At 67.0% G+C, this 13817-nt stretch carries 12 protein-coding genes; 6 read left to right on the top strand and 6 right to left on the bottom strand.

All coding sequences use genetic code 11. The features are described from left to right. Nucleotides 1-21 precede the first annotated feature (21 nt). Nucleotides 22-1089 (top strand): glycerol dehydrogenase, encoded by a 1068-nt coding sequence (locus CAL13_RS09560; protein WP_086072222.1) that lies wholly within the window; start codon nucleotides 22-24, stop codon nucleotides 1087-1089. A gap of 8 nt (nucleotides 1090-1097) precedes the next feature. Here CAL13_RS09560 and CAL13_RS09555 read toward each other — a convergent pair whose 3' ends face one another. From CAL13_RS09555 to CAL13_RS09545, 3 genes are read right to left on the bottom strand one after another with little or no spacing between them, the layout of a single operon-like run. Then, nucleotides 1098-2033, bottom strand: coding sequence for a 3-keto-5-aminohexanoate cleavage protein (locus CAL13_RS09555; protein WP_086072221.1), 936 nt, complete (start codon nucleotides 2031-2033; stop codon nucleotides 1098-1100). Beyond that, nucleotides 2026-2964, bottom strand: coding sequence for a 3-hydroxyacyl-CoA dehydrogenase (locus CAL13_RS09550; RefSeq protein ID WP_086072220.1), 939 nt, complete (start codon nucleotides 2962-2964; stop codon nucleotides 2026-2028). Before CAL13_RS09550 ends, CAL13_RS09555 begins: the two co-directional genes overlap by 8 nt. 12 nt (nucleotides 2965-2976) lie before the next feature. Beyond that, complete coding sequence (locus tag CAL13_RS09545) at nucleotides 2977-3759, bottom strand: SDR family oxidoreductase (RefSeq protein WP_086072219.1); 783 nt, start codon at nucleotides 3757-3759, stop codon at nucleotides 2977-2979. Between the two features lie 174 nt (nucleotides 3760-3933). Here CAL13_RS09545 and CAL13_RS09540 point away from each other — a divergent pair, with 174 nt between their 5' ends. From CAL13_RS09540 to CAL13_RS09520, 5 genes are all read left to right on the top strand, one after another. Beyond that, nucleotides 3934-5136 (top strand): ABC transporter substrate-binding protein, encoded by a 1203-nt coding sequence (locus CAL13_RS09540; RefSeq protein WP_086072218.1) that lies wholly within the window; start codon nucleotides 3934-3936, stop codon nucleotides 5134-5136. 66 nt (nucleotides 5137-5202) lie between these two features. After that, entirely contained in the window at nucleotides 5203-6069 is an 867-nt protein-coding gene (locus CAL13_RS09535) for a branched-chain amino acid ABC transporter permease (RefSeq protein ID WP_086057197.1), read from the top strand. 13 nt (nucleotides 6070-6082) lie between these two features. Beyond that, nucleotides 6083-7996: a branched-chain amino acid ABC transporter ATP-binding protein/permease gene (locus CAL13_RS09530; RefSeq protein ID WP_086072217.1), complete on the top strand. Its 1914-nt coding sequence runs from the start codon at nucleotides 6083-6085 to the stop codon at nucleotides 7994-7996. Then, complete coding sequence (locus CAL13_RS09525) at nucleotides 7989-8693, top strand: ABC transporter ATP-binding protein (RefSeq protein WP_086072216.1); 705 nt, start codon at nucleotides 7989-7991, stop codon at nucleotides 8691-8693. The genes CAL13_RS09530 and CAL13_RS09525 overlap by 8 nt, the downstream gene beginning before the upstream one ends. A 15-nt stretch (nucleotides 8694-8708) precedes the next feature. After that, nucleotides 8709-9557 (top strand): SDR family oxidoreductase, encoded by an 849-nt coding sequence (locus CAL13_RS09520; RefSeq protein WP_086072215.1) that lies wholly within the window; start codon nucleotides 8709-8711, stop codon nucleotides 9555-9557. A 58-nt stretch (nucleotides 9558-9615) separates the two neighbouring features. Here CAL13_RS09520 and CAL13_RS09515 read toward each other — a convergent pair whose 3' ends face one another. From CAL13_RS09515 to CAL13_RS09505, 3 genes are read right to left on the bottom strand one after another with little or no spacing between them, the layout of a single operon-like run. Then, on the bottom strand, nucleotides 9616-10362 hold the full coding sequence (locus tag CAL13_RS09515; RefSeq protein ID WP_086073582.1) for an SDR family NAD(P)-dependent oxidoreductase: 747 nt from the start codon (nucleotides 10360-10362) through the stop codon (nucleotides 9616-9618). A 13-nt stretch (nucleotides 10363-10375) separates the two neighbouring features. After that, the gene (locus CAL13_RS09510; RefSeq protein WP_086072214.1) at nucleotides 10376-11623 is read right to left on the bottom strand and encodes a 2-oxo acid dehydrogenase subunit E2; all 1248 of its coding nucleotides are present in this window, start codon (nucleotides 11621-11623) and stop codon (nucleotides 10376-10378) included. Further along, on the bottom strand, nucleotides 11623-13812 hold the full coding sequence (locus CAL13_RS09505; protein ID WP_086072213.1) for an alpha-ketoacid dehydrogenase subunit alpha/beta: 2190 nt from the start codon (nucleotides 13810-13812) through the stop codon (nucleotides 11623-11625). The genes CAL13_RS09510 and CAL13_RS09505 overlap by 1 nt, the downstream gene beginning before the upstream one ends. Nucleotides 13813-13817: the final 5 nt, after the last annotated feature.

Here is a 13817-nt window from a genome sequence, read left to right as displayed (position 1 = left end):
GAGCAGGAGCAAGGAGACCGCATGTTCAGAATCTTCGGCGCACCGTCACGCTACATCCAGGGCCCGGGCGCCATCGAAAGCCTGGGCGAATGCGCGGCCCTGTTCGGCCGGCGCGCCGCCCTGGTCATCGACGGCCATGTCTGGACGCTGATCGGCGAACGGCTGCAAACGATCTGCCGCAAACACGACGTCGCGCTCGCGCCATTGCGCGTCGAAGGCGACATCACACCGGCCCGGATCGACGCCCTGCGCCGCGATGCCTTGCGAACGCCGCCGCCCCTCGTCATCGCGGCGGGCGGCGGCAAGGCATTGGATGCCGGCAAGGCCGTGGCCAAGGCGGCGCACTGCCACCTGGTCACCGTGCCCACCGTCGCTTCCAACGATGCGCCCACCAGCAAGAACTACGTGCTGTACGACGACGATCATCGCCTGCTGGCCGTCGAGCACATGCTGTTCAACCCGACCATCGTCATCGTGGACACCGCGCTCATCGCCACGGCGCCGGCGCCCTTCTTCCGCGCGGGATTGGGCGACGCCATTACGAAGAAGTTCGAGGCTGAACAGTGTGCCCGCAGCCAGGGCCGCAATATGTATGACGGCGCCTCCACCCTGACCGCGCAGGCCATCGCCGACGCCTGTTTCCGGACTCTGCTGGCCGACGGCGAAGCGGCGCTGGCCGCCGCGGGCGGGGGCCGCCCCACGCCGGCGTTCGAACGCGCCGTCGAAGCCATGATCCTGATGAGCGGGCTGGGGTTCGAGAGCGGCGGGCTGTCCATCGCCCACGCGCTGACACGGGGCCTGCCCTGCATCGACGGCGTGGCGACATCGCCGCACGGCCTGCAGGTGGCCCTGGGGCTGCTCGTGCAGCTGGACCTCGAGCAACGCCAGGACGCCATGCGCGATGACATCGTCGCCTGGTACCGCAAGGTGGGGCTGCCGGCTTCGCTGTCCGAATTGGGCGCCACGGCGGTCGAACCGGAACAGGCGCGCCGCGCGGCCACGCTGACGTTGAAAGCCCGCCACGCCGCGAATTTCGAGCGCCCGCTGGACGTCGACCGGCTTGCGAGCGCCCTGCTGCGTCACGCCTGACCGCCGTATCAGAACGCCACGTTTTCCCTGCCCTTCAGGCCAAGCTTTTCCCGGGCGTCATCCGGCGTGGCGATCTCCAGATTCAGGGCTTCGAGTATGGTCCGGATACGCTCGACCTGGGCACGATTCGATTGCGCCAGCTGGCCCGGCCCGATCCACAATGAATCCTCCAGGCCCACTCGCACGTTTGAACCCATGGCGGCGCCTATCGTGGCCAGGGGGATCTGATTGCGGCCCGCGCCCAGGATGGACCACTCGTAGTCGGCGCCGAACAGGCGGTCGGCGGTGCGCTTCATGTGCATCAGGTCTTCCGGATGGGGACCGATGCCGCCCAGGATGCCGAACACGGACTGTATGAACGGCGGCGACTTCACCAGCCCCCGATCGACGAAGTGCTTCAGGTTGTAGAGGTGGCTGATGTCATAGCACTCGAACTCGAAGCGGGTGCCATTGGCGTTGCCGATCGAGAGAATGGTCTCGATGTCCTGATAGGTGTTGCGGAAGATCAGGGAGCGGCTGTTTTCCAGATGCTCTCTTTCCCATTCATGCCTGAAGGTTTTGAACCGGTCGAGCATGGGAAACAGGCCGAAGTTCATCGAGCCCATGTTCAGCGACGCCACCTCGGGCTTGAACACCGCCGCGGGCCGCATGCGTTCCTCCACCGTCATATGCGGGCTGCCGCCGGTGGTGATATTGACCACGGCGTCGGTTTCCGCCTTGATGCGCTTGAGAAAGGGCTCGAACAGCGCGGGATCCTGCGATGGTTTGCCGGTCTGGGGATCGCGCGCATGCAAATGCAGCACCGCGGCGCCCGCCCGAGCTGCGCCGATCGCGGCCTCGGCGATTTCATCGGCCGTCACGGGCAGGTGCGGCGACATGCTCGGCGTGTGGATGGCGCCCGTGACGGCGCAGGTGATGATGACCTTCTGCTTGGGCTTAGGCATTCGTGTCTCCGCTCGGCTGTTTATGGCGCATCAAACGCATCAACTGCTCGTCGCGCCAGAAACGGCGCGGCGCCAGATCCTTTTCGGGAAGCACGGCGCGCCGCTCCCGGGCGAGCTGGCCCACCAGATCCTCCGTCCAGTCGGGCGGCTGCGCCTGGGTCGCGGCGATGGAGGCATACATGCCGCCATAGCGGGCGCAGTAGTCGGCGATGCCGCCGGGCGCATTCAAATCTATGGTTTCGAGCGGCCCCATGAAGGACCAGCGCAGACCGAGTCCGTCCTTGACCGTGGTATCGATGTCCTCGACGCTGGCGATGCCGTCGCGCACCAGGCGGAACGCCTCCTGCAGCAGCGCGCCTTGCAGGCGGTTCAGGATGAAGCCTTCGATCTCGGCGCGCACTTCCACCGGACGCTGCCCCACGCTCGCCAGAATTTCACGGGCACGCGCCACAGTGGACGCGTCCGTCCACGGCGCGCCGCAGATTTCCACCACGGGCGCCAGATACGGCGGGTTGACGGGATGTGCGACCAGGCAGCGGTGCCGCGAGCGCAGATGCTCCGTGAAGCGGCTGGCGGGAATGCTCGACGTGGAACTGGCCAGAATGGCGGTCGGGTCGGCCAGCGCGTCAAAGGCGGCAAAGCGCTCGCGCTTCAATTCGACGACTTCGGGGCAGTTCTCCTGCACGTACGCGGCGCCCGCCAGCGCCTCTTCCAGCGTCGCGGCGATGTGCACACGCTGGGCGATGGCATCGGCATCGCGCGCGAGCCCATGGGTCTGGAGCGCATGCAATTGGCGCACGACGAGCATGCGGGCCTGCGCCGTCCGCTCCGCTTCGGCGTCGAACAGGCGCACCTGCCAGCCCGCGCGCGCGAAGACGATGGCCCAGCCCTGCCCGATCAAGCCGGCGCCCACGATGGCCGCTGTCGGCATGGCGCACCTCCCTCAATAGAGTTTTTGCGTGAAGCCGTCCACGGCCAGCGCCTGGCCCGAGATATTGCCGGCCGCCTCGCTCGCGTTGAACAGCACCAGATTGGCGACGTCGCGGGCGGTGACCATGCGGCCCAGGGCCGCCTGACCCTCGTACTGCGCCGCGATCTCTTCCACAGGACGTCCCAGCGCGCGGGCCTTCGCCTCGATCACCGCGCGGATGCGCGGACCTTCGACGGCACCCGGCAGAATCGCGTTCACGCGGATGCCGTAAGGCCCCAGCTCCAATGCCAGCGTTTTGGTGAAGCCGATGACCGCCCACTTCGACGCAGCGTAGGCGGAGCGGCCCGGAAAACCCAGGTGGCCCGCGGCGGACGACAGATTGATCATGACGCCCGCCTTCGATTGCTTCAACAGCGGCACCGCGCGCCGCGCGCAGAGAAACTGCCCGGTGATGTTGACCGCGAGCGTGCGATCCCAATCGGCCTTGGACAGCGTTTCGACAAAGCCGGTCGGACCCGCGATACCGGCATTGTTCACCAGCACATCCAGGCCGCCCAGTTTTTCCTGGACGACGCCGAACAACTTGTCCACGCTTTCCTCGTCGGCCACGTCGGCCATCGCGGTATGCAGGCCCGGCAGGTCTTGCGCGGCCTGCGCCAGTCGCGCTTCGTCGATATCGCAGATCAGGACGCTGGCGCCTGCCCGGTGAAAACAGCGGGTCATCTCAAGACCCAGGCCGTCGGCGCCAGCCGTGATGAGGACTTTTTTGCCGCGGTAATCCACGTCTTCGAACATGGCTTGTCTCCGTTTTCATCCGCCCTTATCGCTAGGGAAATCCCCCATTTACCGTGCTTCTGGGGCCACGACAGAATTTGGGCAGCTTTCGTTCGTCCGCGCGGAAAATATATCATATATGTTTAGCGCTGCCAGGGTGTGCGATCGCCATACAACGACATCAAGGAGCGAGACATGCATAGCATCAGGAAATGGGCGCTGGCAGTCGGCGCGTGCGGCGCGCTACTCAGTGGCGGAGCCTGGGCCGATATCAAGGTTGGCGCTGTCTACCCCTTCAGCGGCGCGTTGGCGCTCCTTGGACAGGAAAGCTTCCGCGGGCTGGAAATCGCGGTCAACGAAGTCAATGCAGCGGGCGGAATCAACGGCCAGAAAATCCAGATCATCAAGGCCGACGCCGTGGACCCGAACCAGGCGGTGTCGGAAACCAAACGCCTGACGTCATCCGGCGTGGCTGCGGTGTTCGGCAGCTATGCGTCCGGCATTTCATACGCCGCCACGCCCGTCACCGAACTGGCGGGCATCCCGTATTTCGAGCTCGGCGCAACCGCGCACAAGATCACCCAGCGCGGCTACAAATATCTGTTCCGCAGCAATCCCAACACCGGCAAGTACGGCTATGCGGTCGTCAACGCGCTGCATGACCTGATCGCGCCCGGCATGGGCATGTCCCCCAAGGACATTACCATCGGCATCATCCACGAAGACGGGCCCTACGGCACCGACGTTGCCGCGACGGAGCAGCAGCGCGCCAAAGAGCTCGGCTACAAAGTGGCCGAAGTCCTGCCCTACTCCGCCAAGACGGTGGATCTGTCTTCGCTGATCCTGCGATTGAAAGGCGCCAACGTGAACGTGGTGCTGCAGACGGCTTACCAGAACGACGCCATCCTGTATTTCAATCAGGCCAAATCGGCGGGCTTCACGCCCAAGGTCGTGATCGGCGCAGGCGGCGGCTATTCGCTGGCGGACACCGCCAAGGCCGTCGGGCCGGCCATGAACGGTGTATTCGACCTGGACTTCCCCCAGGCTTCCATCAATCCGGAAGGCGCGCCGGGCCTCGACAAGTTCCTGCAGGCCTACAAGACCGCCTACAAAAGCGATCCGCAATCCGGCCACAGCCTGGCCAACTACGTCGGCGCCAAGGCCTTTCTGGAAGCCATGGCCAACGCCAAATCCACCGACAAGGACAAGATCCGCGCCGCGGTGCTGGCCTACAAGAAAAAGCCGGGTGAGACCGCCAATGGCTGGGGCTTCGATTTCGGCGAGGACGGCCAGAACAATGCATCGGAGTTCTATGTGATGCAGTGGCAGGATAACGGCAAACTCGTCACCATCTCGCCGCCCAATCTCGCGCTCGGCAAGCCGATCTTCAACAAATAAACGAAGAGGCCGGACGGCGGCCCGGACGTTCGCGGCGTCCGGGCCGCCCCATCGCGGGATTGCACAATGGATATATTCGTTCAGCTGATCATCAACGGGCTGCTGCTGGGCGGCGCGTACACCATCATCAGTCTCGGCCTGACGCTGATCTTCGGCGTCGTGCGCGTGGTCAACTTCGCGCACGGCGAATTCCTGATGGTCGGCATGTACCTGGTCTACCTGGCGGCCATGCAGTTCGGCCTGCATCCCTACATCGGCCTGGCGCCGGTAGCGATCATCATGTTCGCGCTGGGCGCGTTCACGCAGCGCGCGATCATCCAGCCGCTGCTGAACAGCGACGAACATATCCAGATCTTCGCGACGGTGGGCGTGTCGACCATCCTGCTGAACCTGGCGCTGGTGGTGTTCGGCGCCAACGTGCTGCGCGCGCCCGTCGAAACAGGCACCGGCGCTTTCGCGCTGGGCAAGTATTCGATGGTCAGCGGGCAAGCGATCACCTTCCTGGTCGCGATCGTGCTGGCAATCCTGCTGCATGTCTTCATGCACCGGACCTACCTGGGACGGGCGCTGCGCGCCGTCGCGCAGCACCGCTACGCGGCCATGCTGATGGGCGTGAACGTCAGGATGGTCTACGTCATCGCGTTCGGCCTGGGAACGGCCTTCGTCGGCATCGCGGCGGGCCTGCTGGCGCCGCAATATCCTGTGTTCCCGACGGTGGGCACGTATTTCGTGCTGACCGCCTTCGTCATCGTCGTGCTGGGCGGCATGGGCAGCCTGTACGGCGCCGTGGCCGGGTCCATGATCATCGGCGTGGTCGATGCGCTGGCGGGCTACTACATCGCGCCGGACCTCAAGGAGGTCGTCTACTTCGGCATCTTCCTGCTGATTCTGGTCCTGCGCCCCGCCGGTCTCTTCGGCGTCGGGACGGAATAACAAGGAGCTGCCCGTGTTCCCCGATTTCCGCAGCCCCAAGGGCTACGTCAGCCTGATCCTGCTGGCCGCGATGTTCGCGGTGCCCGTGATCGCCGGCACGCCGTTCTGGACGAACCTGTTCATCCTGCTCTTCGTCTTTGCCGCCATGTCGGTGGCCTGGAACATCGTGGGCGGCTATGCCGGCAAGCTGTCGCTGGGCCATGCCGTTTTCTACGGCATCGGCGGCTACACCGCCACGCTGCTGACCCAGAACTTCGCGATTTCTCCGTGGATCGGCATGGCGGCGGGCGCGCTGTTGTCCGGGGTGGTGGCGGCGGTGATCAGCTACCCCACGCTGCGCCTGCGCGGCCCGTTCTTCGCCCTGGCCAGCATCGCGATTCTGGAGGTCTTCCGCCTGCTGGTGATCCATGAGGAGAGCTGGACGGGCGGCTCCAGCGGCATCAGCCTGCCCTTGAACATCGGCTGGACCTGGATCGTTTTCCGCGAAAAGGTCAATTACGTCATCATCGCCTTCGCGCTGTTCGTGCTGGTGCTTTGGGTATCGTGGGCCATACGCAAATCGCGCATGGGCCACTACCTGATCGCCATCCGCGAACGCGAGGACGCCGCGCGCAGCGTGGGCATTCCCACGGTCAGGATGAAGATTCTCGCGGCGGTGGTGTCCGCCATGCTGACCAGCATCATCGGCACCTTCCACATCACCTACCTTACCTTCATCGACCCGGCCTCCGCCTTTTCCCTGGACCTGTCGGTGCAGATAGCGATGTTCGCACTGATCGGCGGGCTCGGCACCGTGGCCGGACCGATCGCCGGCACCTTCCTCGTGCTGCCCATCGCGGAACTGGCGCGAGGCTGGCTAAGCGCGGTCGGCAACGGCATGCACGGCCTGATCTACGGGCTGATCCTGGTGGCCGTGGTACTGACCATCCCGCGCGGCCTGGCGGGCGCCTTCGGCCCGGTCATCGAGCGCCTGCTGGCGCGGCTGCCTTATCTCGGCCGCGCGGAGGGCGATCGCCAGCGGCGCGTCGCGGTCCTGGCCGCCGCGCCGGCCGCGGGCGGCTGGTCCACGCCCCTGGCCGAAGCCGCCGCCCCGCCCCTGCCTTCCGCCGTGCCGCCGCCGGCCCAGCCGCAGGAAGCGCTGGAACTGGCCGACGCCGCTTCGATGCCGGCGGCGCCCGCCCGGCCCATCGGCGCTCCCATTCTCAAGGCGGAACACCTGCACAAGCGCTTCGGCGGCCTGCGCGCCACCAACGACGTGTCCCTGACATTGCACGAACACGAGATTCTGGGGATCATCGGGCCGAACGGCGCTGGCAAGACCACTGTCTTCAATCTGCTATCGGGCTTCCTTGCGCCGGATCAGGGCACGGTGCAGCTGCGCACGGCAGAGGGGCAATGGGTCAGCTGCGGCACGCCCGACCAGTTCGCGCACCGCGGCCTGGGCCGGACCTTCCAGATCGCTCAGCCCTTCACCGGGCTGAGCGTGCTCGAAAACATCATGCTGGGCGCCTTCATCCACACCGCCGACCGTGACGAGGCGGAACGGATCGCCCGCGAAGTGGCGGAACGCACGCGTTTGACGCGCTTCCTGGATACGGAGGCGCGCAACCTGACGGTGGGCGGCATGAAGCGCCTGGAAATGGCGCGCGCCCTGGCCACGCGTCCGCGCATCCTGCTGCTGGACGAGGTCATGGCCGGGCTCAATCCCACCGACATCGAAGCCGCCATCCAGCTGATCCGCGGCATCCGCGACAGCGGCGTGTCCATTCTGTTGATCGAGCACATGATGCGGGCCACGATGGCGCTGTCCGATCGCATCATCGTGATCAACGAAGGCAGCGTGCTGGTCAGCGGGACGCCGCGCGAGGTAGTTGAGAACCCGGCGGTGATCGAGGCTTATCTGGGCAAGGAGTACCAGGATGCTTAAGGTGTCGCAGTTGCGGGCGGGCTACGGCAAGACGCAAGTGCTGAACGGCCTGGACTTCGAGGTCCGGGCCGGGGAAATCGTGACGCTGATCGGAGCCAACGGCGCGGGCAAGACGACGACCCTGAAGACCTTGTGCGGCATCATGCCATGCCAGGGCGGCAGCATCGAGTTCGAAGGCCAACCCCTGACCAACCGCACGCCGTACGATATCGTCGATGCCGGCATCACCATGATTCCGGAAGGCCGCCAGCTGTTCCCGCATTTCACCGTGCGCGACAACCTGCTGATGGGCGCCTACAAACGCGCGGCCCGGCCGCTGGTGCGGCGCAAGCTGGAGGAAGTGCTGGAGATCTTCCCGCGCGTCAGGCAGCGGCTGGGGCAGTATGCCGGCTCGCTTTCCGGCGGCGAACAGCAGATGGTGGCCATCGCACGCGGCATGATGGCCAATCCCAAGCTGCTCATGTTCGACGAGCCGTCGCTGGGTCTGTCGCCCCTGCTCGTGCAGCAGATGTTCGACATCATCCGCAATATCACCGCGCATGGGGTCACCGTCCTGCTCGTGGAGCAGAACGTATTTCGAACGCTGCGGCTGGCCGACCGCGGCTACGTGCTGGAGAACGGCGCCATCGTCCTGTCGGGCACGGGGCAGGAGCTGTTGAACAATCCGCACGTGAAAAAGGCCTACCTGGGACATTGACGAAGGCGCACCGACATGTCGAATGCCACCCCTGCCAACAGCCCGTCCGCCGGCGCGGACGCTGTGGCCGCCGGGCTCGATGCCGCGGCCGCCCCGGCCGGGTTGCGTTTCGCGGGCAAGACCGCGCTCGTGACGGGCGCCGTCGGCGGCATCGGATCTGCCATCGTGCACGCGCTGGCGAGCGAGGGCGCCAAGGTAGCCATGATCGACCGCGACGCGCATGCCGGCGCCGCCTTCGAGGCTCGTTTGTGCAAGGCCGGCCATACCGTGCGCTTCGCCCACGCCGACGTGCGCGACTTCGAAGCCTGCCAGACCGCCCACGCAGCGCTGACGCAGGCGCTGGGCGGCGTCGACATCCTGATCAACAACGTGGGCATCTCTCCGAAGACCGACGGCCGCGCCCTGAAGGTATGGGAAATGCCGCCGCAGGAATGGGACGCCGTGGTCCAGGTCAATCTGAACAGCGTGTTTTATCTGGCCCGGCTGGCCGTGCCCCATATGATGGCGCGCCGCTGGGGCCGCATCGTCAACATGTCGTCCGTGGCGGGCAAGGCGTATTGCGATATCGTCGGTGGCCATTACGCGGCCACCAAGGCGGCGCTGATCGGCCTGACCCGCCACTGGGCAGGCGAACTGGGCGAGCACGGCATCACTGTCAACGGCGTGGCCCCGGGGCGCATCAGCACGCCGCTGCTGAAGACCGTGCCGCAGGCGGTGAACGACGCCGTTGCGAGCGCCACGGCGCTGCGGCGGCTCGGCACGCCCGAGGAGGTCGCGGACACCTGTCTGTTCCTGGCTTCCGACCAGGCGCGCTTCGTCACTGGCCAGGTCATAGACGTGGCCGGCGGCTGGCTGATGACGTAAGCGCCGGCCCCTGCGAGCGCGGCCCGCCAATCGATGGCGGCAAAAGGAAGACCCAGCGTCAGCCGGACACGTAGAGCCCGCCGTTCACGTGCAGCACCTCGGCGGTGATGAAGCTGGCGTCGTCGCTGCACAGGAAGGCAATGGCGGCGGCCACTTCGTCCGCGCGGCCCAGCCGCTTCAGCATGGACTCCTGGCGCGAGGAATCGGCGCGCGTTTTCAGCAATTCCTGCGTCATGGGCGTTTCGATGATCCCGGGCGACACGGCGTTGACGCGCGTGCGCGGCCCCAGTTCACGCGCAAGGCTGCGGGTGAAGCTCAGCAACGCGCCCTTGGACGCGCTGTAGTGTGCATTGCAGAACGCGCCCCGATGGGCGGCCATGGACGATACGTTGACGATGGCGCTGCCGGCATTGAGCAGCGGCAGCAGGCGCCGCGTCAGGTAGAACACCCCGTCCAGGTTCACCGCCAGCGTGCGCCGCCATTGTTCGTCCGTCATTTCGGAAAACGGCTCGGCCAGATAGATGCCCGCCGCCGGAACCAGGAAGTCCACGCCGGCGCAGGCTTGCGCGATGCGGGCGGCCGCCGTATCGGCCGCCGCCGGGTCCGACAGATCGAGCGCGAGCGTAAGCACCGTTCCGGACGCCTGCGGCAAGGCGGCCGCGAGCCCGTCGAGCGCGGCCGCATCGACATCGATCAGGCACAGATTCGCGCCGGCGTCGCGGAAGCGCCGCGCAACGGCCTGGCCGATCCCGCCAGCCGCGCCGGTCAGCACCAGCGTACGCCCGGAAAAATCATATTGGCTCATGGAAGGCATCACGTCATAGGAGCAGCGCCATGGGCTGCTCCATGTAGCGGGTGAAGCGGGCCAGCCAGCGCGCCGCCAGGGCCCCGTCGATGGCGCGATGGTCGACGGCCAGCGTGTAGCGCAGCACCGTCGCCACGACCACCGCATCGCCGTCAGCCATCGGTTCCCGGGCCGCCGCGCCCAGCGCCAGCATGGCCGACTGCGGCGGATTGATGATGGCGGCAAAGTCCATCACCCCATGCATGCCCAGATTGCTGACGCCGAAGCTGCCGCCCTCGTACTCCACCGGCGCAAGCCTGCCTTCCCGCGCGCGCGCCACCAGCGTCCCCAGGGTTTCGCTCAGGGCTGCGACGCCAAGCGTGTCGGCCGCGCGCACGATGGGCGTGATCAAACCCTTGTCGGTCGCCACCGCCACGGCAATATCCGCACGGCGGTGCCGATGCAAGCCTTGCGGCGCCCATGTCACGTTCATCTCGGGCACGTCGCGCAGCGCGCAGGCCGCGGCGCGCACCGCCAGGTCGTTCAGCGATATCCGCCGCGGCGCCACGGCGTTCAGTTGTGCGCGCAACGCGAGCAAGGCGTCCGCGCGGCATCTTCCGCGCAGGTAGAAGTGCGGGATGGTCGTCTTGCTTTCGGTCAGGCGGCGAGCGATGGCAAGGCGCATGGCGGTGTGCGGGATCACGTCGATGTCCGTGCCCGCTTGCGCCTCGGTCGGCGATGTATCGTCCTGTAGAGTCTGTCCCTTCCCGCCGGACGCCGCAGCGGCTTCGCCTGCCATGACGGGCGGCGGCACCGGTGATGGCGATTGCCGCCGCGACGGCGTCTCTTGCCTGGCGCGCTCGATGTCCCGCTTGACGATGCGTCCGCCCGGGCCCGAGCCGGCCACGGTCCGCAGGTCCAGGCCGGCGTCCGCTGCCAGACGCCGGGCCAGCGGACTTGCCATGATCCGCCCTGCGCCGTCGCGCGCCCCGGCATCCGCGCCGTTAACTTCCGGCAGGCCCGGCACGTCCGCCGCCGTTTCGCCCTGCTCCAGCAGCACGGCCAGCGGCGCGCCCACCGCCACGCGGGCGCCGGCGCCGACCAATAGCTTGCCAACCCGGCCGTCGCACTCGGCTTCCAGATCGACCACCGCCTTGTCGGTTTCGATGCCGCCCAGGCTGTCGCCCCGCCGCACGGCATCGCCCTCGCCCACCAGCCATTCCACCAGGACAGCGTCCTTGGCGTTGGCCGAAACCGCCGGCATCCGGACCAGTGTCGCCATCAGGCCTCCCCTTTATTGCGCATGACCTCGCGCAACGCCTCGGCCACTTCCTCCGTGCGCGCGATGGCCGCGCGCTCGAGCACGCGCGAAATACTGGGCGCTGCCAGCGCGCCCGTGACCCGCTGCACGGGCTGATCCAACCAATCGAAATAGCGCCGCTGGATCTCGTCGGCGAGCCAGCCGCCATAGGAGGTCCCGCGTGCGCCCTGCTCGACGATCAGCACATTGCTGGTCTTGCGCACGCTCGCGCCTATGGTGTCCCAATCCAGGCTGGCGCGGTCCAGCCATCGCAGATCGATCACGTCGGCGTCGATGCCGGCCTCATCCAAGGCCTGCAGCGCGTGGCGCACCATGGACAGGTAGGCGATCACCGTGACAGCCGGTCCGGTCCGCCGCATCGCGGCACGCCCGACGGGCAGCACGTAGTCGTAGTCGTCCACCGGGCCCGGCCCTTCGGCGTTGTACAGGTCCACGTGCTCGATCACCAGCACCGGATCCTGGCATCGCAACGCGGCGTTCATCAAGCCGACGTAGTCGAAGGGATCGGAAGGCGCGACGATGCGCCAGCCCGGGCAGGTAACGAAAACTCCCGCCGGATCCATGGAATGCTGCGACCCATAGCCGGTTCCCATCGCCACCTTGGTGCGCAGCACCAGCGGCACCGCGTCGCCGCCGCCAAACATGTGGCGCCATTTGCCGATCTGGTTGAACACCTGATCGGCGGCCACCCACATGAAGTCGGGGTACATGAACTCGACCACCGGCCGGTAGCGCCCGTCCAGCGCGATTCCGCCTGCCAGGCCGACAAAGGCGTTCTCGCTGATGGGCGTGCCCAGGCAACGGCCCGGATAGCGTTGCGCCAGGCCCCGCGTGGCGCCGTTGGTTCCGCCCTTCAGGCGATGCACGTCTTCGCCCATCACCACGATGCGGTCGTCTTGCGCCATGCGCCGATCCATGACCTCGGCCACGGCGTCGATGAACTTGCATTCGGCGATGCCGCCGTGAAAGCCGTCCCGGTCGGCGACGGGCGCGTTTTCCATCTCGCCCAGGTCGCCGAGGATGCCCACGTCGCGAAAGTCCGGCGCCGGCCACAAGGCCGGGCGGATGCGCCGCTTGCCCTCCTCCGCCTGCGGATCGGGCTCGACCAGGGCCTCGACCGCGGCGCGCATCGCTTGCGCCACCCGCTCGCGCAGCACGTCCAACTGCGCCTGGGTGATGAGTCTGCGCTGCATCATGCGGCGCGCCAGCAACGCCAGCGGATCGCGATCGCGCCAGGCCTTTTCTTCCTCCTTGCTGCGATAGCCGAAGGCGCTGCCGGGATACGGGCCGTTCTGATGAAAGAAGCGATAGACATCCGCCTCGATCAGCGTCGGCCCCTTGCCGGCGCGCATATGGCGCAGGGCCGCCTGCATCGCCAGGTGCACGGCGAGCGGGTCCATGCCGTCCACGTGCCAGCTGGGGATATTGAAGGCGCCGCCGCGCGCCGACAGGCGCGGCTCGGCGGTGCTTTCCTCGACGCCCGTGGACACCGCATAACGATTGTTCTCGATGAAAAAGCACAACGGCAGCTTCCAGGCCGCGGCCAGATTCATGGTCTCCAATACGGAACCGATGTTGATCGCGCCGTCGCCGAAATAGGTCACCATGACCGCGTCCGTGCCGGCGTGCCGGTTCGCCCACGCCTGGCCTGCCGCCATCGGCACGCCGCCCCCGACGATGGCATTGGTGCCCAAGGCGCCCGCTTCCGGCCAGCGCAGATGCATCGACCCGCCGCGCCCGCGGCAGAATCCCTGCGCCAAACCCAGAATCTCGGCAAGCGTGCGTTGCAGCAGGCCGGGCACGGAGGCTGGCAGATCGCCCTTGGGGTCGATGCCCTGGGGACACAGGTAAGCCAGCGATTTCGCCAGGAACTGGTGATGCCCGCGGTGCGATCCGTTCACGCCGTCCGCCGCGGTCAGACCCACGATGGACCCCGCCGCGCCGCCCTCCTGGCCGATGCTGGAATGCGCCGGACCATGCACCAGGCCTTCGGCCGCCAGCGCCAGCACCGTTTCCTCGAAGCCGCGGATGATCTGGCAATGCGCCAGCAGCGTGCCTAGCAGGGCCGGCTCGGCCTGCGCCCAGTCCTGCTCCGTCGTGGCCAGCGTCACCCATGGGGCGCGCGGCGCCAATGTTCTGGTTTCCGGCATCCAAC

This window comes from Bordetella genomosp. 9 (assembly GCF_002119725.1).
Lineage (GTDB): Bacteria > Pseudomonadota > Gammaproteobacteria > Burkholderiales > Burkholderiaceae_B > Bordetella_C.
Note: the sequence above shows the minus strand (reverse complement) of the source record. Positions and strands in the feature narration are given on the sequence as shown.